Origin of the sequence: Lacipirellula limnantheis (assembly GCF_007746075.1) — a bacterium.
In the GTDB taxonomy this organism is placed as follows: domain Bacteria; phylum Planctomycetota; class Planctomycetia; order Pirellulales; family Lacipirellulaceae; genus Lacipirellula; species Lacipirellula limnantheis.
Window position 1 is genome coordinate 4,956,678 of the sequence record NZ_CP036339.1, and the last position, 20,878, is coordinate 4,977,555.

The 20,878-nt window shown below is 61.6% G+C and carries 17 protein-coding genes; 7 read left to right on the forward strand and 10 right to left on the reverse strand.

Annotation, left to right across the window (positions count from 1 at the left end; all coding sequences use genetic code 11):
• Positions 1-55: 55 nt before the first annotated feature.
• Positions 56-1,009, forward strand: coding sequence for a hypothetical protein (locus I41_RS19280; RefSeq protein ID WP_145434559.1), 954 nt, complete (start codon positions 56-58; stop codon positions 1,007-1,009).
• A gap of 84 nt (positions 1,010-1,093) precedes the next feature.
• Here I41_RS19280 and I41_RS19285 read toward each other — a convergent pair whose 3' ends face one another.
• From I41_RS19285 to I41_RS19300, 4 genes are all read right to left on the reverse strand, one after another.
• Positions 1,094-1,507, reverse strand: a complete 414-nt coding sequence (locus I41_RS19285; RefSeq protein ID WP_145434560.1) for a hypothetical protein — start codon at positions 1,505-1,507, stop codon at positions 1,094-1,096.
• Positions 1,508-1,672: 165 nt separating this feature from the next.
• Entirely contained in the window at positions 1,673-3,313 is a 1,641-nt protein-coding gene (locus I41_RS19290; protein ID WP_145434561.1) for a serine/threonine-protein kinase, read from the reverse strand.
• A 258-nt stretch (positions 3,314-3,571) separates the two neighbouring features.
• On the reverse strand, positions 3,572-4,660 hold the full coding sequence (locus I41_RS19295) for a sugar kinase (RefSeq protein WP_145434562.1): 1,089 nt from the start codon (positions 4,658-4,660) through the stop codon (positions 3,572-3,574).
• 136 nt (positions 4,661-4,796) lie between these two features.
• Positions 4,797-5,609 carry an SDR family oxidoreductase gene (locus I41_RS19300; protein ID WP_145434563.1) on the reverse strand — a complete coding sequence of 271 codons (813 nt, stop codon included), beginning with the start codon at positions 5,607-5,609 and terminating at the stop codon, positions 4,797-4,799.
• 371 nt (positions 5,610-5,980) lie between these two features.
• Between I41_RS19300 and I41_RS19305 the strand changes: the two genes are divergently transcribed.
• Together I41_RS19305 and I41_RS19310 are read left to right on the forward strand one after the other, a co-directional pair.
• Positions 5,981-10,147 (forward strand): chemotaxis protein CheB, encoded by a 4,167-nt coding sequence (locus I41_RS19305; protein WP_168207025.1) that lies wholly within the window; start codon positions 5,981-5,983, stop codon positions 10,145-10,147.
• Positions 10,148-10,289: 142 nt separating this feature from the next.
• Positions 10,290-11,651 carry a hypothetical protein gene (locus I41_RS19310; protein WP_210421005.1) on the forward strand — a complete coding sequence of 454 codons (1,362 nt, stop codon included), beginning with the start codon at positions 10,290-10,292 and terminating at the stop codon, positions 11,649-11,651.
• Between the two features lie 67 nt (positions 11,652-11,718).
• Here I41_RS19310 and I41_RS19315 read toward each other — a convergent pair whose 3' ends face one another.
• The gene (locus tag I41_RS19315; RefSeq protein WP_145434565.1) at positions 11,719-12,888 is read right to left on the reverse strand and encodes an AraC family transcriptional regulator; all 1,170 of its coding nucleotides are present in this window, start codon (positions 12,886-12,888) and stop codon (positions 11,719-11,721) included.
• 319 nt (positions 12,889-13,207) lie between these two features.
• Here I41_RS19315 and I41_RS19320 point away from each other — a divergent pair, with 319 nt between their 5' ends.
• Positions 13,208-14,716: a sodium:solute symporter family protein gene (locus tag I41_RS19320; protein WP_145434566.1), complete on the forward strand. Its 1,509-nt coding sequence runs from the start codon at positions 13,208-13,210 to the stop codon at positions 14,714-14,716.
• A gap of 124 nt (positions 14,717-14,840) precedes the next feature.
• On the opposite strand, the gene I41_RS19325 is transcribed toward I41_RS19320, so the two are convergent.
• From I41_RS19325 to I41_RS27445, 5 genes are all read right to left on the reverse strand, one after another.
• A complete protein-coding gene (locus I41_RS19325; protein ID WP_145434567.1) occupies positions 14,841-15,215 on the reverse strand; it encodes a hypothetical protein in 375 nt (124 codons plus the stop codon).
• Positions 15,216-15,305: 90 nt separating this feature from the next.
• The gene (gene dapB, locus I41_RS19330) at positions 15,306-16,100 is read right to left on the reverse strand and encodes a 4-hydroxy-tetrahydrodipicolinate reductase (protein ID WP_145434568.1); all 795 of its coding nucleotides are present in this window, start codon (positions 16,098-16,100) and stop codon (positions 15,306-15,308) included.
• 33 nt (positions 16,101-16,133) lie between these two features.
• Positions 16,134-16,895: a hypothetical protein gene (locus I41_RS19335; RefSeq protein WP_145434569.1), complete on the reverse strand. Its 762-nt coding sequence runs from the start codon at positions 16,893-16,895 to the stop codon at positions 16,134-16,136.
• A gap of 60 nt (positions 16,896-16,955) precedes the next feature.
• Positions 16,956-18,371, reverse strand: coding sequence for a threonine synthase (thrC, locus tag I41_RS19340; RefSeq protein ID WP_210421006.1), 1,416 nt, complete (start codon positions 18,369-18,371; stop codon positions 16,956-16,958).
• Positions 18,372-18,571: 200 nt separating this feature from the next.
• On the reverse strand, positions 18,572-18,736 hold the full coding sequence (locus I41_RS27445; protein ID WP_168207027.1) for a hypothetical protein: 165 nt from the start codon (positions 18,734-18,736) through the stop codon (positions 18,572-18,574).
• 207 nt (positions 18,737-18,943) lie between these two features.
• Here I41_RS27445 and I41_RS19345 point away from each other — a divergent pair, with 207 nt between their 5' ends.
• The 3 genes from I41_RS19345 (at position 18,944) to I41_RS19355 (ending at position 20,826) form a co-directional block, all read left to right on the forward strand.
• Positions 18,944-19,324 (forward strand): TraR/DksA family transcriptional regulator, encoded by a 381-nt coding sequence (locus I41_RS19345; protein WP_145434570.1) that lies wholly within the window; start codon positions 18,944-18,946, stop codon positions 19,322-19,324.
• A gap of 162 nt (positions 19,325-19,486) precedes the next feature.
• Positions 19,487-20,077, forward strand: a complete 591-nt coding sequence (locus I41_RS19350; protein WP_145434571.1) for a signal peptidase II — start codon at positions 19,487-19,489, stop codon at positions 20,075-20,077.
• A 311-nt stretch (positions 20,078-20,388) separates the two neighbouring features.
• The gene (locus I41_RS19355; RefSeq protein ID WP_145434572.1) at positions 20,389-20,826 is read left to right on the forward strand and encodes an RrF2 family transcriptional regulator; all 438 of its coding nucleotides are present in this window, start codon (positions 20,389-20,391) and stop codon (positions 20,824-20,826) included.
• Positions 20,827-20,878: the final 52 nt, after the last annotated feature.

A 20,878-nucleotide genomic window follows, 5' to 3' on the forward strand; every position in this document is an offset into this window, starting at 1 on the left:
GGCTGCCGCCCGCCCTCGATTACAATAGCGCCCCCAGGGAACTTGGAGAGAAGGCGTGTTGGAAACGGCGACGACGCTGCTGTTGGCAATCCATTTGCTCGCGATGAACGTCGCCTCAGCAGGTCCGCTGGCCGGAGCCTGGCTGGCGACGCGAAGCCGACGCGCTGGCGATCGATCTCATGCGCTTGACCGGGGAGCCCGCAAGACTTTCGGTTGGTCGCTGGCGTGTCTTGCCATTGGCGCGCTGGTCGGCGGAATCATGTTGCTGGCGCCAAGCGCAGGCGTACGCGCGGCGCTCGCGCGTTTTCCGGCCGACGCCTATTGGTTTGCCGGGTCGGAGCTACTTTTTTCCGCGGCGTGCATCGCGGCCTGTGTAAAGCTAATCCACCGGCCCAAGCTAATGTGGCTGCTTGCCGCGGCAACGGCGACAAACTTGCTTTACCACTTTCCGCCGTTGATGGCGGTCTTCGGCGAACTAGCCGCCAATGGCGACTGGGCTGCGGACGCCGTGCTCGATCGCCCAACCCTCAGGCGTCTCTGGTTGCGGCCTGAAGTGCTTTCGTTATGGGTCCACTTCGCGTTGGCATCGATCGCCGTTGCCTTCGCGGCGGCGCTGGCGGCGTGTCATCGCGTCGCGACGAGCGCAGCGGAGTCTGTCGACGCTGGAACGGCGCGGCGGCTGGCCGGCTGTGCGTTGGCGGCGACGGTGCTGCAGATTCCCGTCGGGATCTGGCTGCTGTTGGCAAGCGACCAGGCGTCGCAGCAGGCCATGATGGGAGGAAGCTGGCCGGCGACGATCGGCCTGGCAGGCGGCGTGTGGGTGGCCCTGGGAGTGATGCAGTCGCTGGCCACGATTGCCTGGGGCGATGACGATCGACGGCAAACCTTTCGGGCCTGCGTTCTGTTGACGATCACGGTCGTCTTCATGTCCTTCGCGCTACGGTCGAGCCGAAGCGCCAATGCTGGACCAGCGCCCGCGATCGACGCGACCGCAGGCGATGCGCAATAAAAAAGGTTGCCTCTATCTAGTTAGAGGCAACCTTCGTCGTGTGTCGCGAAAGAGCGGGTCGCACCACTGGCAACGCGATCGCTCCTACTCTTCTTTTGGTTCTTCCTTGGCCTTTTCCAGGTCGCCGCCCGGGAGTTCGCCCTTCGCGATCAACTCGCCGTAGGTCGGGCTCTTGTCATCCTCCGGGTCGCTGTGCATCTCAGCAACCGTGGCCAGGGCCGCCTTGATCTTCTCGACGTCCTTCTTGTCGGTCTTCGCATCGAGAAGTTCCACCAGATGCTTGCCGTAGGCGTTATGGTGGGGGCCGATCTTCTTGCCCTGATGGCAAATGTGGCACTTGGCCTTCGTCTTGACCATCTTGGCGAACTCTTCGTTCGGATGATCGTTGATATATTCTTTGATGAAGACCGCCTGGAACGGGGCGATGGCGCTGGCCGAGTTGGCGGTGAAGCCAGACAGGGCAACGGCGCAGAACATCGTCAGGGCGAACGTACGCATGTTGGAAAGCTCCTGGGCAACTGATACTCGCGGCCAGGGAGGGCGCTGCCGCCGCCGCCGCAAGCAGGGGAAGGGTCGCCGCAGCGACTAACCCCAATGGGTAGGTTCCAGGTAGTAGAATTCGCCGCCGATGGGGTGTCAAGCTGCGATCCAACTGCCGCCCTGCTAGGGTTTTATGACCGGTTCGCTCGCGGGCGCCGGGGCAACCGGAGGCAGCGCTGAGTGCCCGCCGTCAACGGGCGACCCGACAGCGGGTGCATCCAGCGAGGGCAGGATAGGCGCGACAACGGGGGCCGGGACAGCTCCCTCGCCAGCGGGCGAACCGCCGACGTTCGCCGGCAGCGCCGCGTCGAGCGCCGGTGGCCAATTGGAGACGATGTCCCACAGCGACTTGCTCATTTCCCAGGGCTCGTCGAGCGAGAATGCCGCCGGCGGCTCGGTCGGCGCCCCCTCGGTGGAGACGACGGGCGCTGATGCACCAGTCGACGGCGCACTGGCGACCGGCGCTTGGGCAGCGGGTGCAACGCCGATCGGAAGTGACGCCTCCGACGGCATTAACCTCACGGAGGAAGGCGCTGGCGAATCCGCTGCCGCTCGCGGCGCCCCGCTTGGCGCGGGCGTCTCAACGTCTGGCGCCACTTCCAAGGGAGGAAAAAACGGCGCCGCCACGCCTGTTGTTCTGGTCAAACGATCAGCGACGACGCCGAAGAGGAGCAGCGCGGCCAGCGGAGCCGACCATAGCGCGTGCTTGCGCCAGCGCGGGACGGTCCGTGCCGGCATGGTCCACGGCAGCGTCGTCGCGGCAAACGGCAACGGCGTATCGAGTTCTTCTAGGATTTCAGCGAGATCCGCGATCAGGTCGATCGGCGTCTGATGCCGATCCGCCGGCGCCTTCGCCAGCATTCGTCGAACAACCCGCGAGACCGAGTCCGGTATGTCGCCCCGAAAGCTGCGGAGGTCTGGCGGCCGGTCGCTCTGATGTTGCAACAGCTTTTGGAGTGCCGTTCCCTGCGCGAACGGGGCCCGTCCCGCGAGCATATAAAACAACGTGCAGCCGAGCGAATAAATGTCGCTGCGGGCGTCGGCTAGCCGCGGATCTCGTGCCTGCTCCGGCGAGATGTAGTCGAACGTGCCAAGCGTGATGCCGGTGGCCGTTAGATCTTCTTCGGTCTCGTCGTTCATCTGGCGCAGCCGCGCCAGGCCCATGTCGACCAGCTTCGCTTGCCCGTCGGCCGTAACGAGGATGTTGGAAGGCTTAATATCTCGATGGACGACTTCGCGCTGCCAGGCATGGGCGAGCGCATGAGCAATTTGATAGACGTAGCTGACCGACTCGGCCACCGGCAACGGGCCGCGATCGGCGACCACGTCGCGAATGTTCTCGCCATCGATGAACTCGAAGACGATGTACGGGAGACCGCGGTCACGACCAATGTAGTGGACGCGGGCGATGTTCGGATGGTCGAGCCGCGCGGTCGATTGAGCTTCAATGAGGAAGCGTCGCTGCAGGTCTTCGTTATCAACGCGCTGCGACGAGACGACCTTCACCGCGACGATGCGATCGAGCGTGGTGTCGAGGGCCTTGAACACGACGCCCATCCCGCCGCCGCCGATGTAATGCTGCAGCAGGAAATGCCCCAGCATCTCGCCCCGCAGCGCGTGCGACAGCTCGCGGGAAGTCAGCCCCAGCGGGAAGACTTGGGGCGTGATCGACGAAGCAGAACCGATAACCGTGACGTCGCTTTCCAATGCATCGTCAGCGTCGTCGTGAGCTCCGTGCGGCTGATGGGCGGAGTCGTGATCCATACGGCGACCGGTCAAGCGCACTGGTGGGTGAACCGCACACTGGCGTGGGGGCGACCGCCTGTTGCCGCGGAAAGTGTTAGGGTAGCTCTTTCATTATAGATGGCCAGGGCGCCTCGGCAAACGTCGGCGTCTGCCCCCGGAAATCCCGGCGTGCGGCGACCATTCACGCGTCGACGGACCGACGATGCAGGCTGCTTGCGCGGGGCGAAGCGGCCAACGCGCTGCTTAACCGCGGCCCAGCTGCGTGACTCCTGTTTGCTATCGCTGCACGCGGGCCGTGCCACCCTTAGCGAGTGCTTCAACCTCGTGGAGCTTGGCCATGGAGACGTCGCCCGGAAAGGTCGTCAACAGAGCGCCATGAGCCCACCCCAAGCGGAGGGACTCTTCCGGCGGAAGGTTGCGGATGAGGCCGTAGATGAGGCCGGACGCAAAGCCGTCGCCGCCGCCGATCCGGTCCACGACGTCGAGATGCAGCGTGGGACTTACATAGCTCTTGCCGTCGAGCCACAGCACGGCGCCCCAGTCGTGGCGGTTGGTCGAGTGGACTTCGCGCAGGGTCGTCGCAACCGCTTGGATGTTCGGAAACTGCTCGCGCACCTTCTCGATCATCGCCAGGAAGACCGCTGTGTCGAGCTTCGACTTGCCGTGCGCATCGACCTTGGGACCCTCAATCCCGAGGCTCATCTGCAAGTCTTCTTCGTTGCCGATTAACACGTCAACTTCGCTGGCAATTCGACGAAAGACTTCTTGGCCCTTGGCCGCGCCGCCTAAGGTCGCCCACAGTTTGGCGCGATAGTTGAGGTCGAACGAACGGACCGCGCATGCGGACTTCGCTGCCTGCATTCCTTCGAGTATCAGTTGCGACGTTGTTGCCGAAAGCGACGCGAAGATGCCGCCCGAGTGAAACCAGCGAACTCCGCGAGCAAAGATGGAGTTCCAGTCGAAGTCGCCCGGCTTGAGCAATGCCCCCGCCTCGTTCGCTCGGTTGTAAAAGACGACCGGGGCTCGAGCGCCGTGCCCTCGATCGCTGTAGACCGTGGCGATGTTTGGTCCTCGGACGCCGTCGTGCGTGAAGTGCTTGTAGAACGGACGGACGCCCATCTCGCGAATCTGCGATTGGACGAGCTCGCCAATGCCGTAGTCGACCATCGCGGTGGCGATGCCCGTATTCAGTCCGAAGCAGCTCGCCAGATTCGCGGCGACGTTGTACTCCCCCCCCGAAACATGAACTTCAAGCGACCGCGCGCGACGAAACGGCAGAATCCCGGGGTCGAGGCGATGAACGACCGCCCCGAGCGCAAGAAAATCGAGATCGCAGGAGTCTTGGCGAATGTTAAGTGCGGACATGTGGGGGCGACTACGGCGTTGACCGTTGCTCAGGGAGAGTGACTGACTTATCGGAGCGATATGGGAGCGTCGGTATTGAAAGTGACTCAGTGCTCGCCACTCATCGGGACGCAACAGCGATGAGGGCGGTTAACGATTAAATGGTCGTTGCCGAGAAGCCTCCGTCGACCACGATATTCTGACCTGTGACGAACGAGGCGGCGCGGTGAGAAGCCAGCCATACCGTCGCGCCGGCGAGTTCCTGGGCCTCGCCAAACCGGGCCATTGGCGTGTGGCCGATGATTTGACCGCCTCGCGCCGTGTAGCTGCCGTCGTCGTTCAGGAGCAATCCGCGGTTTTGTTCAGCCGGGAAGAAGCCGGGGCTGAGCGCGTTGACGCGAACGCCGCGGGGCGCCCATTCACGGGCCAGGAATTGGGTAAGGTTGATCACCGCCGCTTTCGCCGCGGAGTAGGCGACGACCCGCGACAGCGGAATCATTCCCGCCATGGAAGCAATGTTGATGATGCTGCCGCGGCCGGCGGCCACCATCGCCTCGCCGAAGATCTGGCACGGCAGCAGCGCGCCGCCGACGAGGTTCAGATCGAACACGATTTGCCACGCCTCGATGGGCAATCGGCAAAAGTCGCTGCCGGGCGGCAAGGTCGCGTCGGGGCGATTGCCTCCGGCGGCGTTCACCAGGATGCTCACCTGACCGAGTTGGCGAACAATCTCATCGCGAGCCGCGCGGACCGCATCGGCGCTTAACGCGTCCGCCGCTTGAAAGATCGCCGTCCCGCCAGTCGCCTCGATGGCTTGGACCCGCTGCCGACCTCGATCCGCGCTCCGGCCAACGATGGCCACGCGGGCGCCGAACGCCGCGAGTGCATCGGCCATGGCGCCCCCTAGAGCGCCGGTACCGCCGATGACGACGGCGGTTTCTCCGTCGAGTTGGAAAATGTCGGAGAGCATGGCGGAACGCCTTGAGGGTACTGCAGCGCCGGGGGAGTTCGCTCGCGGCGGCGAGGAAACGATTGGCGTCGAGGATACGGGAAACAATTTTTATTGTCGACGGGCTGACGCCAGAGGGATGGCGCTCCTTCGGGTTACGTTCGCTGCGTCCGGTGGGACAGGAGCCTCCGCAAGAGGCGTTTTTGATGGCCGCTCGCGTGGCCGCCACCGCGGTTGGCGAACGCCCCACTAGCCGCGGGGCTGCGCGCGAGTCCCGGCAACGTCGGTTCGCCGCAGCGACTGGCGCCGTTTTTGCTGCGAGGGGCGACGGAACAGTGACTTCCCTACGCCTCCCTCCGCGGACGGGGGCGGACATCAGTTATGGGCAGGGCATGGATCGGGCCAAGCATTTGGCGAACGACGCAGTCGACGATGTCAGCGATGATCTCCCGCGGCGGCAGCTGGAGCCGGCGCCTCCGGGAGAGCGCCCGTACGTCGTCGGCATCGGAGCCTCCGCTGGAGGACTGGAATCGCTGGAACGCTTTTTCAAGAGCATGCCATCGGACAGCGGACTGGCGTTCGTCGTGATCCAGCATCTGTCGCCCGACTTCAAAAGCTTGATGGACGAGCTGCTGGCGCGCAATACCAAAATGCGCATCCATCGCGTTGAGAACGGGATGGACGTTGACGCGAACTCGATTTATCTCATTCCTCCCAAGAAGGAGATGATCATCTCCGGCGGCAAGTTATTGCTGACGGATAAGGATCCCGATCAGGAACTGAGTCTTCCAATCGATCATTTCTTCCGGTCGCTTGCCCAGGATGTGGGGAGCTGTTCGGCGGCGATCGTTCTATCCGGCACCGGCAGCGACGGTTCCCGGGGCATCATCGATATTCACAACGCGGGAGGACTGGTGATGGCCCAGTCCGAAGCCTCGGCAAAGTTCGACGGTATGCCGAAGAGCGCCCGCGATACTGGCGTCGTGGACCACGTTCTCTCACCGGAGGAGATGCCGGCGCAGTTGGCGAAGCACTTGAGTCGGGCGCAGCTGAACTATCACTGCAACGTGGCCCATGAAGCGGAGGATGCCGCTGACCTCGAAGGCTACGACGCCATCTTCAAGTTGCTGCGCGACGAGTACGGCATCGATTTCTCCTACTACAAGCCCAACACCGTTAGTCGACGCATCGAACGGCGGCTCTCGATGAATCAGTCGACGGATTTGAACGAGTACGTCGACCAGCTGCGCGTCGACCTGCCGGAGCTAAACGCACTTTACAAAGACTTGCTCATCGGCGTCACGCGATTCTTCCGCGACCGAGAGGCCTACGAGCGGCTGGAACGCGACGTCTTGCCCGAGCTCATCGCCAAGGCCAAACCCGACCAGGAACTGCGCGCTTGGGTTGCCGGCTGCGCCACTGGCGAAGAGCCGTACTCGCTCGCCATTCTGCTTTACGAGCAGCTGTCGAAGTTAGATCGACCGCTGAGCGTCAAGATCTTTGCGAGCGACGTGCATCAATCGTCGCTGGAGTTTGCCAGCGCGGCCGTGTACGACGAAGAAGCCCTCGCCAAGGTCAGTCCCGAGCGGCTCAACCGTTTTTTCATCCGGCGCGGAGACCGCTATCAGGTATCCAACGAATTGCGGCAGCTGGTCGTGTTCGCGCGGCATAACGTGATGAAGGACGCCCCGTTCACGAAGCTCGATCTCATTTCCTGCCGCAACCTGCTCATCTATTTTCAGCCGCCGGCCCAACGAAAGGCGCTATCGCTATTTCACTTCGGATTGAAGACGCGTGGAGTTCTTTTCCTGGGGCCGAGCGAGACGCTCGGCGAACTCTCGAACGAGTTTGAGGTGCTCGACGATCATTGGAAAATTTTTCGCAAAAGGCGTGACGTCCGCTTGCCCGCGGACATGCGCATTCCGCTCTCCACCCCCGTCGGCACATTTCGGGCGAGCCCGACGCCGCCCGCCCACAGCGGCTTCGACGCATCGCTGATGTCGACGTACGACCGGCTGCTCGAAGAGTTCATGCCCGCGGGGCTGCTGGTGACCGACGGTCGCCAGCTGGTCCATACGTTCGGCGATGCGGGTCGCTACCTGCGGCACCGGGCGGGCCGGCCGACGACGGACGTTCTCGATCTGCTCGAGGGAGATCTCAAAATGGCTCTCGCCGGGGCGATCCAGCGCGCTTCGAAAGAACAAACGCCGGTGATTTACCACGGCATCCGCGCGGCGACGCCCAACGGCGACGAGCAACTAACGCTTGGCGTCAAGCCGCTGTTGAATCGCCATGGCAATCTTACGCATTTGTTCGTCTCGCTGGATAGCCTCGGCGCGGCGACTTCGCGCGAGCGGACCGCGTCGGAAATGGACGTCGACGAAGCCTCGAAGGAGCACCTCAACTCGTTAGAGACCGAGCTTCGCTACACTCGCGAGAACCTCCAGGCGACCATCGAGGAGCTTGAGACGAGTAACGAGGAGTTGCAGGCCTCGAACGAGGAGCTCGTCGCCAGCAATGAAGAACTGCAGAGCACCAACGAAGAGCTTCACTCAGTGAACGAGGAGCTCTATACGGTCAACGCCGAATACCAGAAGAAGATCGTCGAGCTCACGGAAATGACCGACGATATGGACAACCTTCTGCGGAGCACCGAGATCGGCACGATTTTCTTGGACCGCAATCTTTGTATCCGGAAGTTCACGCCGCAGATAGGCCGTGCGTTTGACCTGCTGCCGCAAGACGTCGGTCGGCGGATCGATAGCTTTTCGCACAACATTCGCTATCCCAGTCTCATCGCCGACGTGGGGAAGGTGCTGGAGACCGATGTGCCCCTTGAACGCGAAGTTCAAGACCGCTCGGGCCAGTGGTTCTTCCTGCGCGTTCTGCCTTACCGTTCGCATTCGAAGCTCGATGGCGTCGTTCTCACGCTCATCGACGTTTCCGCGCTGAAGAGAACCGAAGCACGCCTCCAGCAGATGTCGGCGATCGTGGAATCGTCGGAGGACGCCATCGTCGGCATGGATCTCGAGGGTCGCATCACCACGTGGAACCGCGGCGCCGCAAAGCTCTACGGCTACGACGCGTCGGAGGCTACTGGCCAAGAAATCTGGCTGCTCGCTGCCCACGATTCCGGGGAATCGCAGTCGCTATTGCGTGACGCGCACGCGCGGACGATCGCTGGGAAGTTGCGGGATCAGCCCGTCGAGATGCAGTCGCGGCGCCACGACGGCAATTCTATGGTCGTGCTCTGCTCTTTCTCGCCGATTCGGGAGCAGAACGGAGTCGTGATCGGCGTTTCGATGATCGCTCGCGATATCTCCAGGCAGAAAGAGGCCGAAAGCGATCGAGAGCGCTACGCCGAGGAGCTTGAAACGATCAACTCGCAGTTGCGGGCCGAAGTCGCGCGTCGCCAGAAGGCGGAAGCCGAGGCTCGCGACGCGGTGGAGAAGCGCGACCAATTTCTTGCCATGCTTTCGCACGAGCTCCGTAATCCGCTGGCTGCGGTACTCAATTCCGCGAGCATCCTGCAATGGGACCACCTCGACAAAGAGACCGTTGATGAAGCGCGGGGGGCCATCGCGCGGCAGTCAAAGCAAATGGCGCGGCTGCTCGATGATCTGCTCGACGTCTCGCGGATCACGCGCGGAAAGATCGGCATTCGCGCCAAGACGGTCGACCTTTGCCAAACGTCGCGAGACGCCGTCGAAGCCGTTCAACCGGCGCTCGAAGGGCGCGATTTGCATCTGTACATCGAGTTACCTGATCACCCGATTCCCGTCAAAGGCGATGCGGCGCGGCTACAGCAGATTCAAGTGAACTTGCTCACCAATGCGATCAAGTACACGCCCCCCGGCGGCGAAGTTGCACTTCTAGCAGAGCAAAATGGGGCGGAGGCGGTGCTGCGGGTCCGCGACACGGGGATTGGCATCCCCGCAGCGATGCACGACCGCATCTTTGACCTGTTCGTCCAAGTCGATGATGCTCCTGGAAAAACTGAAACGGGGATGGGAGTCGGACTCACTCTGGTGCAAACCTTGGTGCGGCTGCATGGCGGCACGGTCGAGGTGACGAGCGGCGGCATCGGCGAGGGGAGCGAATTTATCGTCCGGTTGCCCATCGTCGGCGAGGAAGTCGCGTCAGAAATGAGTCGGAGCGACGCCGCCCCCAGTTTGCAGGGAATGCGCGTCGTGCTCGTGGAAGATCGAGAGGATATTCGCACCGTCACCGGCAAGCTGCTGAAGGCTTTCGGCTGCGAAGTTACTGCTGCCGAGAATGGGACGAAGGGCATTGCGGCCGTCGCGTCGAGCGATCCCGACGTAGCACTTATCGACATCGGGCTTCCCGACCTCAGCGGCTACGACGTCGCCCAACAGATTCGTGAATTGCCCAATGGCGCCAGCGTCAAGCTGCTCGCCCTCACGGGATTCGGCCAGCCCGACGATCGCGAACGCGCACTCTCCGCCGGGTTCGACGAGCATCTGGTGAAGCCCCTCGAATATCAATCGCTGCTCAAAGCGATCTCTACGGCCTCTACGAACGGTGCGAAGAAGCCCTAACACGGGGGCCGCTTCTCCACTTGCGTTTTTTTCTCGTCGCTTCGCCAGTTTAGCCTCCTGGATGCAAGCGACCGCCCCCGTAAGATAGACGCATCGGCTCTAACGAACGCTCTCGCGATCGGCTCGAACGAAGAGAAACTACATGGTCGCTTCCCAACTTCAACTCGACTCTGCAGGCGGCGCTGGCGCGGACGCCGCCACTGAACAGATGACCGCACTGGAATCACTCGTTCGCCGCGCTGTTCGCGAGCAGCCTGTATGGGACTTTCACACTCACCTTTATCCCCCTTCGTTTGGCACGCCTTTCAGCGGCGCGGCTAACGGCGCTGATCCTAAGGGCCTCATGCTCTGGGGCATCGACGAGTTGCTGACGTATCACTATCTCGTGGCCGAAGTGTTTCGCGTCGTTCCCGCGCGGCAGTTGCCATACGACGACTTTTGGCGAATGACCAAGAGCGAGCAGGCCGATCACATTTGGAAGCATTTGTTTCTCGAACGTTCGCCAATCAGCGAGGCCTGCCGCGGCGTGCTCACCACGCTCCAGCGACTGGGGCTCGATCCGGGCGACCGCGATCTGCAGGGGTATCGCGGATGGTTTGCGCAACAGGACCCCAATCGCCAAATCGATCGAGTGATGGAGATTGCCGGCGTCTCGCGGATCACGATGACCAATGCCGTGTTTGACGACAACGAGCGACAGCGCTGGCTGGAAAATCAGGACGTGGGCGCCGACTCACGCTTTGCCGCCGTACTGCGTTTTGACCCGCTCCTGTGCGACTGGCCGCATGCCGCCGCTCGCTTGACCGAATGGGGCTATCCCGTCGGTCCGACGCTCGATGACGAGGGAGTGGAACAGGGACGTCGGTTCTTGCGAGATTGGATCTCGCGAACCAGGGCGATTTATTGTGCGGTTAGCCTGCCGCCCGAGTTTCTTTATGACGGGATGGAAGACTCACGAATCAGCAGTCAGGTGCTACGCCGCATTGTGGCGCCCGTGCTGGAAGAGACGAACATGCCGCTGGCGCTAATGATCGGCTCAAAGCGGGGCGTCAATCCGCAGCTGCGTGACGGCGGCGACATGGTTGGTTTGGCGGACGTCGCGAGCGTCGCGCGTATTTGCGCCGACTTGCCGCGTAATCGCTTGTTCTGCACGATGCTTGCCCGCGAAAATCAACACGAGCTCGCCGTAGCGGCCCGCAAGTTCAGGAACTTGATGGTATTCGGCTGCTGGTGGTTCGTGAATAATCCGTCCCTGATCGACGAGATCACGCGGATGCGCGTTGAACTGCTGGGCGTGAGCTTTATCCCGCAACATTCCGACGCGCGGGTGCTTGACCAACTGATCTACAAATGGGACCACAGCCGCGAGTTGATCGCCAATGTGTTGGTCGACAAATATCGCGACGTTGCGGCGACGGGCTGGCGTCCGACGGAAGCCGAAATTCGCCGTGACGTACGGCTCTACTTCCACGACAACATGGCCAACTTTCTCGCATCGCCTTGATACCCGACGGTCGAGGCTCCGTTGTCGCTCGGCGGCTAGGACTCTACTGCCGCTAAGACTTCAGCTGCTACGAAGTGAACGACGCAACATTCGACTTGCGGTATTCGCGCGGGCTCATTCCAAAATCTTGCTGGAAAGCGATCGCCAACTGCTTCGCTGACGAGAATCCCGCTTGCTGGGCGATGGAATAGACTTTCGCGGCCGGATCCTCGGCCAGCAACCGACGAGCCATCGCCAGCCGTTGACGGCGCAAGTACTGATAGGGCGTTTCACCCAGGACGTCGCGGAACGCGTATTCCAGCCACCGCCGCGAAACTCCCGCGTGTTCGGTAATCTGATCAATCGTGATTGGCTGCTCGAGATGCTGATGTAAGAAAGACAACGCTTGCCGCAGCCGGGCGTCCGAGACGGCGAACGTCGCTGTCGATTCGCGCTGGACGACTTGCAACGGAGAGATCGGCGGCTCTTCCAGAGAGACTCGCTTGCCGCTGAGCAGCCGATCGAGCATCGCAGCCGCTCGATATCCCTCGAGTTGGTCATTGCGCGCGACGCTAGTGAGCGTTGGCGACGAATGCTCGCAGATGATCTGCTCGTTATCGACTCCGATCACCGCGATTTGCTCAGGCACTTGCAGCCCGACTTGGCGACAAGCGTCGATCGCTTGCCGCGCGCGGTAATCGGAGACGGCGAATAATCCACACGGCGACGGCAGCGCGGCCACCCACTCGGCGAGCACTCGATACTGAAGCAACCATTGGTTCCCGCCCAATCCAAAGGTCGGCTGCGCTAAGAATTCCACGCAGCGGCAACCGGCGGATGTGATTCGCTCTTCAAATCCCGCCCGACGATCGCTCGAGTACTGCACGCCGCTCAATCCGTAATAGGCGTAGGTTTGAAATCCCTTGCCCACCAAATGTTCGGCCGCCAGAAAGCCGATGGCGCGATTGTCGACGATCGACCGCGGCACGGGCGATCTGAGCAGGGCGCTGGAAATGTTCACGACCGGGATCGACAGCGCGGCCGCGCAGGCGGCTTCTCGCTCCGTATTGATGGCAGCGAGAATGCCGTCGCCAGTCCAGCCGACGAGATCGAGCACCGAGAGCGACAACGACTCCGGAGCCGTGATATAGGACCAGTCGCACTCTTGATCGCGAGCGTAGCGCAGGACGCCTTCAATGAAGATCTCCTGATGCGCCCCGCGCGGAAAGGCGAGCGCGATTTCTCGGACACGTCTCATGGGCGAGCCTGGCCGCGAGGAGCGAAGCCGACGTCAAAGCGCGAGGAGAATCGCCGACAGCTGCGATTTTCCAGCCATTATTGCAACGCCAACCCCTTGACTGCAAATACTTGGCAAAATTGGCAAGGCCTTCGCTCGGCGTGAATAGCAAACTAGATCGCCATGAGCCGGAGCGTCGCCATTCGTCGGCGCCCTTCGACGTCGGGGGCGAAACTACATCGCCCGCTTCGCGAGTCCACTCGACTTCCGTCTGCCGGGGAATCCAAGTACGCTGCTGCACAGGAATCCCCCCCCGCTTTCCGCAGCCCTCATTTGGCCTGTGTTCGATCCGCCCCTGCTTGCACAATTTGCCGCACTCGATCACGCCCATCTCGATGGGTTTGACTACGCCGTGATCGGGGTCTACTTGACCGCGATGTTGGCGCTCGGCGCCATCCTCTCAACGAAAATCCGTGCGTTCAAAGACTATTTCCTCGCTGGCGGGTCGCTCACGACGCCGCTGCTGATCTGCACGCTCGTTAGCTCGTACTACGGAATCGACGTCACGTTTGGGACGAGCGAGTCGGGATTTTATTACGGCGTCGTCGCCTGGTTCTGGTACAGTTTGCCTTATTATTTCTTCATCGGGTTCGCGGCGCTGGTGATCGCTCCACGTCTGAAGCGCTACGGCAATGCGATGACGCTTTCGGATATTCTGGAGCAACACTACGGCAGACCGACGCGCGTGGTCGGCGCCGCTGCCTGCTTCGTTTATTCCGCGCCCGTCCTCGCCATGGCCGGCATGATGACCCTGCTGGAGTTCGTCGGCATTCCGACAAGTTGGGGCCTGCTCGCGGCCATCGGCGTCTGCGCCGCATACACCACGATGGGAGGACTGTGGGCCGATGCCATCAGCGACACCATGCAGTTCGTGCTGATGTGCGTTTCGCTGGCAATTGCGATTCCCTTCGCGATCGACTGGGTCGGCGGGTGGGGGTTCATGGAGCACATGTCGGCCAGCGCCGGCAGCGATACGGCCAATCACTTCGCACACCACGGCGGGCTAAGCGGGTGGATGCTCGCCGCTTGGTCGATGACGGGGCTGACCGTGCTGGTGGAGCCGGCGTTCTACCAGCGCGTCTTCGCAGCGAGCGACGCCAAGGCCGTGCAACGAGCGCTGCTCGTCGGAATTTTGCTGTGGGCCTCTTACGATTGGGGCGTGACGCTCATTGGCATCATTGCCCGTTCGGCCGTGGAGCAGGGGTTGCTCCCTGCTGATCTCGTCGGGAGGTCGGCCCTGCTGACCATCTGCATGGAAATGTTGCCGACGGGATTGCGCGGGTTGATGATTGGCGGCATCCTGTCGGCGGCCATGTCGACGATCGACAGCTATTCGCTCTTGGCCAGCGGCAATGTCGTCTATGACATTTACCGTCCCCTGATTGATCCCAAGGCGTCGGACCGTCGACTGCTCGTGCTCACGCGCCTGGGCGTCTTCGGCGTGATGGTTGCCGCGGCGATCATGAGCCTCTTCTTCGAGCGCATGCGCGATGCCTGGCAGTTTATGTCGAGCGTCATGGCTTCGGTCGTGCTGACGCCCGTACTTGGCGCCCTCTTTGGCCGGCCGCGGCGTGCCGCGGGGCTATGGAGCGCGATCAGCGGATTCGCCGGCTTGGCAGCTTTCTATGGGTTGCTCTTCACCTATGGAAACTACGATTCGGTGGAGGAGACGCACGTCTGGCGCATTGCCGGCGCCGAACTTTGGCAGGACTTCGCCGTGCTGTTCGCGCTGCCGATCTCGATCGCTGGGTTCACCGCCGGAAACCTGTTCGGCAAGGAGTCGCCATGATTGAGTTCGTCACCTGGGCGAGCGTCGTCGTCCTGGGGCCTGGTTCGATCGCCATTTTCATTTGGTTCCTGTGCGATCTGCGCAAGATTTTTCGCCGCGATGAGTAGCTGCGGCTCGCTGCTCTTCAGAAGCCGGCGCTGCGGCGGCGGATCTCGTTCAGCACTTCAGGCAGCGGGTACTCGATAATCGGAGTATGCGAGCCTGCCACCTCGTTCAATCGCCGCCAGCCGCGGGTGAGGAGCCGTTCGCGACGCCCGACGTAGCGTTCATCAAGCGTCCGTTTGTCGAACGGGCCTTCGACGACGACTGGCGGAAAATCGTCGGCGACGATGTACTGCGCCAGCGCGGGGTTACAGCGGATGTGGCGCTCGGGCGTCGTATGAAGCACCTCGGGATCGAGCATGCCGACGATGTAGCGGAGGTACATCTCGCTGTCAGTCAGCTCGGCAACGTCTTGGCCGCAGACGTCGCAGAGGTATCCTTCGTCGCATTTGGCCATGAGAGAGCCGTCAGCTTTCAGCGATCAGCTAAAACAAATGTCGTAACTTACTTCTCTGGCTGAGTGCTGAACGCTGATCGCTGACAGCTACTAAAGCCCGAGCACTTCCTTCATGCCATACATTCCCGCCGGTCTGCCGACGAGCCATTTGGCGGCGAGGATCGCCCCCTGGGCGTAACAGTCGCGGTTGCTGGCGGCGACGCGCAGTTCGATCGTCTCGCCGAGCATGCCGAAGACGATGGTGTGTTCGCCGGGGTTGTCGCCGGTGCGGACGGCGTGGTACCCGATCTCTTGCGGCGTCCGTTTGCCAGTGCGGCCTTCGCGTCCATGGACGTGATCGGTGAGCCCCATCGCCTCGGCGACAATCTCGCCGAACTTCAGCGCGGTGCCACTGGGGGCGTCTTCTTTGAACCGGTGATGACGTTCGATGATCTCGACGTCGACGCCCGAGGGGTAATCCTTCAGCACCTTGCCGGCGATCTCGGTAAGCTTCATCACCAGATTGACCGCGGTGCTCATGCTTGGCGCGAAGACAATCGGGATCTGCTCGGCGGCGGCGGCGATGAACTCTTTCTGGTCGGGCTCAAAACCAGTGGTGGCGATCACCAGCGGCTTCTTCGACTGGAGGCAGTGATCAACGATGGCGATGCCCGCGTCGGGAACCGAAAAGTCGATCACCACGTCGGCGGCGCTTTCGCCGACGACAGAGAGCGACACGCCGAGCTTCTCGCCGCCGGCGACGAGACCGGCGTCGTGGCCGAGGAAGTGGCTCCCCGCCGATTCTAGCGCGGCGACGATTTGAATCTGCTTGTCCTGGCTGGCGAGGGCGACGACGCGGCGTCCCATGCGCCCGGCGGCGCCGTGGATGGCTAGCTTGATTGGCATTCGGTGAATCTCACTCGGGCGACTTTCAACTTCCTAGTAGCTCAACATGATTGGAAGTCTATTCTCGCAAGCCTTATCCGCCAACTGGCGAAATATGCTCAGCCCTTGCCCCGCACATGCGATGAGCGAATTGCCTTTCTGCGCGGGGTTTTCTGCTACTTGCTTTCTCCTCGCGCCAAACAACGACGCCCACTTGCTCTTTTGCTTCGTCTCCGGGATCGATTCGCCCTGCAAAATTGGCGGACGAGAATGAGCGAGATGATCGAGCGCCCGCTTCAATTCGAACGTTGAGCCGATCACGGCCTGTTCACCGCAAAGGTCTGGACCCTCGACTACCGCGTTGAAATCTGCAGGAATCCAAAGATTGGCTCGCAGAATCTGTTGGTACAGCGAAGGATGGTTAGGAGAACTCGATTTCTTGTAGGCTAAATCGCTTTCCCAACGCTCCGGCAGAATTGCTGGCGGAGTTAACTTGGGCTGCTCAGCGTACGCAGTCCAAAGAAGGAGCCCCGCGTATCCTTCCCAAGCTGGTCGTTCAGTGAAGTATGGCGCTTCGTCGCCTTCATTCCACTTAATCTCACCACATTTTAAATCGCGAAGCCCCTCCGTAAGTTCTGCACACCACAGACCTATGACATCACGAATTTCGTCGGCTGGCGGCGGTGGGTCTGGCTCGCCACCCGCATAGATCATGTTGTATTTCGCGCCCATTTCGCGCGCCAATCGTTGCCCTGCATTCTCCCACTCGCGACGGTAGAACCGAGTCATCGATCCAACGTACACGTCAAACGCCATAGATTCCCGCCCTGAAATCGCTGCGTGTTGAGAAACGGGGAAAGAGAGAAGGCGAGTTCTCTAACTATTCAGTTGAATCGCCCGCACGATTTCGTCGAGGTCGTTCTCCACCTTCACCGCCCGGTTCGCGAACGCGGCACGGCTCACGCCGCGCTTGCCCAGGACGCGGTTGAATTCTTCCTGGTCGGTGGTGTGGTAGGCGATCGTCGCCGTCGGGTCCTTCAGTTGGTGCCCCGTGAGGATGCAGACGACGCGGTCGCTAGGGGCGATGACCCCTTGCTCGCGGAGGAGCTTGGCGCCGGCGACGCTCGCAGCGCTAGCCGGTTCGCACCCGAAGCCGTTGGCGCCGACCTGGGCCTTCGCGTCGAGCATCTGCTGATCTGTCACCTCGCGGACCACGCCGTCGCACCAATCCAGGGCTCGCAAGCACTTCATGAGGTTCACGGGACGATTGATTTCAATCGCGCTGGCAATCGTGTCGGCCTTCGACGAAGCCGCGTCGAGGCCTGCGTAATACTTATTGATAATCGCTTGGTCGGGCCGTCCGCCGTTCCAACGCAACCCGTTGTCGTTGTAGAGCGAGTTGAGCGTGTTGGCGCCGGCGGCGTTGATGACGGCGAGCCGCGGGATGCGGTCGATCAGCCCGAGGGCGTGGAGTTCGTGGAACGCCTTGCCGAACGCGCTGCTGTTGCCCAGATTGCCGCCGGGGACGACGATCCAGTCGGGAATCTGCCAGTCGAGGCTTTCGAGGACGCGGAACATGATCGTCTTCTGGCCTTCAAGCCGGAACGGATTGACGCTGTTCACCAGGTAGATGCCAAGTTCCTTGCTCACCTGCTGCACCCGGAGCATCGCATCGTCGAAGTCGCCGGCAATCTGGATTGTCAGGGCGCCGTAGTCGAGCGCTTGGGATAGCTTGCCATAGGAAATCTTGCCCGAGCCAATGAAGATCACGGCCTGCATCAGCTTGCTGCTGCAGCAGTAAAGGGCGAGCGACGCGCTGGTGTTGCCGGTCGAGGCGCAGGCGGCGCGCTTGGCGCCAATCATGTGGGCGTGGGTAAACGCCGCGGTCATGCCGTTGTCTTTAAAGCTTCCCGAAGGGTTCATCCCTTCGTACTCCAAGAACAACGTCCCCGGATTCGTGCCGACGTACTTTGCGACGCCGTCGGTCGCGATCAACGGCGTCTGGCCTTCGCCAATCGTGACGATCTTCTCCGGCGGTGCGAATGGCAGCAGTTCTGAGAACCGCCAGACGCCGCTGCGGCAGAGAGGCTCGTTACGGCGCGACCACTTGCTTTCGAACCAGCGCAGCGAATCGGGGACGTCGCTCCGCTCCCAGTCGTAGGCGACGTCGAGCAGTGAGCCGCACTTGGGACACGCTGTGTAAACATCGCCTACGTCGAAGGTGGCGCTGCAGTCCGGCGACAGACACTGTTGAAATGCCTGGTCGGTAATGATGTCGACCGAAGTTGCCACCTGAGTGCGATGCTCCGCAATTGAGGCCGGCTAGTCGGCGCGGGGCTCGCCAGCTGAGCGCCGACCGGCAGTAAGCGTAACGGGGAAAACGACTTACTAAGTCTAGCTTCGCCCGTGCAGAGCGGCAACGGAGCGGCGGGCCCTACGAAGATACTCCGGCAGCGGCCGTTCTATCATTCCAGGTGGGCAGTGGGATCGCATTACTCGAACGCTTTTACATAGTTTGCGCAGACATTCTGCCAATATGCCCCGCGCTGCCAGGCGGCGACCAGCAGCGCGGCCGGCGTCACGGCGATCGCGATGAGGGCTTGGAAGGTGAATCCTGAGATCACCCAACCGCAGACCTCTAGCATGATTTCGGCCATCTAGAAGTCCCCTCATCCGTGTCGGCGAACTTGCGACCGGCAGCGAGAGCAAACCCTTGTTTGTTACTCAACACCATGGCAGATAACCACTTGCGCAGCGACGAATCCGCGGCCAGCGGTTTGACGCTCCTGATTATTCGCTTTACAATAGCGATTCTTGGCCCATTTCGGCCGTGCCGGTCGGGGGCCTCGCTCCGGAGGAACAACATGAAGAAAGCGGATATGAAGGTGTACCGGGATCGACTCATCGATATCCGGGCCCGGCTACGCGGCGATGTCACCTCGATGACTCACGCCGCCTTGCACAAAGGTGGATCGGACGGGGCCAATGGCTCAAGCATGCCCATCCACATGGCAGAACTCGGGAGCGAGAATTACGAGCAGGAGTTTACCCTTAGCCTCCTGGCCAACGAGGAAGATCGTCTCGGCATGATCGAGATGGCGCTGCAGCGCATCGAGGGGGGCGAGTATGGCCAATGCGAGCAATGCGAAGGCGTCATCCCCAAGGCTCGATTGAACGCGATTCCCTACACGCCCTTCTGCATCAAGTGCGCGGAGTCGCGCGATCAACGAGCGCCGCTGGATTAATTTGGCAGGCTTTGCAGTAACGCCCGTCAGCCCCGTTCTTCGACTGGTCGTCGCTCCGCTGGCAAATTTCCGCTGGTCAAGCGATTAGGGCGTTCTTTCGCCTCAATCGCGAGTTTCGACTTCCATCATGTGCGGCGCGCAGGGCAGGAGGCCAAGACCGCGATGGATCAGCGAGCCCCGATTCCGTTCAATCGCCATCTCACCTTCTGGGCTTTAGCGTGTCTGGGTTGCGCCGCTGACTTGTGGTCGAAGCACTACATGTTCAGTCAGCCCGACCTGCTTGCACACGATATTCGTTGGATGTGGGAAGGTCACGCCGGGTTCCAACTCAGCTTGAACGAAGGCGCCCTCTTCGGCATGGGGCAGGGGAATGTCTGGGTTTTCGCCAGTTGCGCCACGGCCGCCGCAGTGGCCATCCCGGTCTGGCTGTTTGTCTTTGGTGCGGCGCGGGATCGCGGGCTGACAATCGCGTTGGGATGCATCTTGGGCGGCGTCATTGGCAATCTTTACGACCGCCTGGGTCTTCCGGGTCTGCAATGGGCGAATTGGGACTCAGCTCGCTCGGGGACCGTGCATGCGGTACGCGACTTCGTCTTGATCGCGCGCCGCTGGCCTCCGCAGGGACAATTTGACGTCTGGCCAAACTTTAACGTCGCCGATTCCCTGTTGGTGTGCGGAGCGATCGCACTATTTTTGATCTCTTGGCGCCGTCCAGATCGGCCGCCCACGCCTGAGTCCGCGGTCGCGAGCTAACCCGTCGCGATGGCCTAAGATGGCAGCTTCGTGAGCCAGCGATTGGCCGCGATTGGCAGTCGCTCAACCTCGCTGCGCGCCAAGAGACCAGTTCAACGGTTGCCATTGTGCTGTTTCAGCGATCTGCGGGCTACCACAATCGACCTTCCCAAGACGCGATCGGGCGAGTTTGATGAAATGTCCGCCGCGTCGTACGACGCTTTGAAAGCGATGGCATCAGGTTTGCAATCTCTCGCCGCGTGACGGACCGCTAGGTTTACGAGCGGGGAAGCGTCGGAGTAAACAACGTAACAGTCTTTCGGAGCAGAAACTTGAGAATCTCACGCGCATCGACCTATGCATTATTGGCAGCCGTTCAACTGAATGAATCGGCAAGTTCCCCCCCGATTCCGTGCAGCCAACTGGCGCAACTCGGCGACATGCCAGAACGATTCCTGCTGCAGGTTTTGCGCAACCTCGTGAACGAGGGAATTCTTAAGTCGACCCGCGGCGTCGACGGCGGCTACCGACTGGCCAAACCGCTCGCTCAGATTACGATGCTCGACGTCGTCGAAGCGATCGACGGCCCCGTGCAGCCGGAATTGCCGCAGATCAACGGGCTGACCCCGCAATCCCAGAAGAAGCTGGCGGAAGTCCTCGGGGACGTCGCGGCCGACGCGAAGAAGCGGCTCGCTGCCGTGACGCTCGCGCAACTGAAGCCGGCGCCGAATCCCGCCGCCAATGGCAGCAAAGTTCGCCGTACCGGTTGATCAAGATTGGCGGCACTGCCGTCTAATCAAGTGCCCCATGTGACGCCGCTGG